1 CRISPR repeat array is annotated in these 291 nt (G+C 38.1%).

Annotation, left to right across the window (positions count from 1 at the left end):
* Nucleotide 1: 1 nt before the first annotated feature.
* Nucleotides 2-291: a CRISPR direct-repeat array (repeat unit 26 nt; unit sequence GAACCATTCGAAACAGCACAGCTCTA).

The raw sequence follows: 291 nt of genomic DNA, 5'->3' as shown, positions 1-291 counted from the left end.
GGAACCATTCGAAACAGCACAGCTCTAAAACTACTATCAACATATTCAGCCTTTAAATTTGGTTTTGGAACCATTCGAAACAGCACAGCTCTAAAACCAAAATGAAAATAAATTGAAAGTTTACAAAGTTTTGGAACCATTCGAAACAGCACAGCTCTAAAACTTGTTTTATCCCCATTACTTGACAAATACCGTTTTGGAACCATTCGAAACAGCACAGCTCTAAAACAACCTTGTGATGGATTCCCTTCACAGTCCCGTTTTGGAACCATTCGAAACAGCACAGCTCTA

Source organism: Streptococcus sp. HMSC066E07 (genome assembly GCF_001814695.1).
Lineage (GTDB): Bacteria > Bacillota > Bacilli > Lactobacillales > Streptococcaceae > Streptococcus > Streptococcus hominis.
The sequence above is the reverse complement of the archived record's forward strand: the minus strand, read 5'-3'. Positions and strand labels throughout refer to the sequence as shown.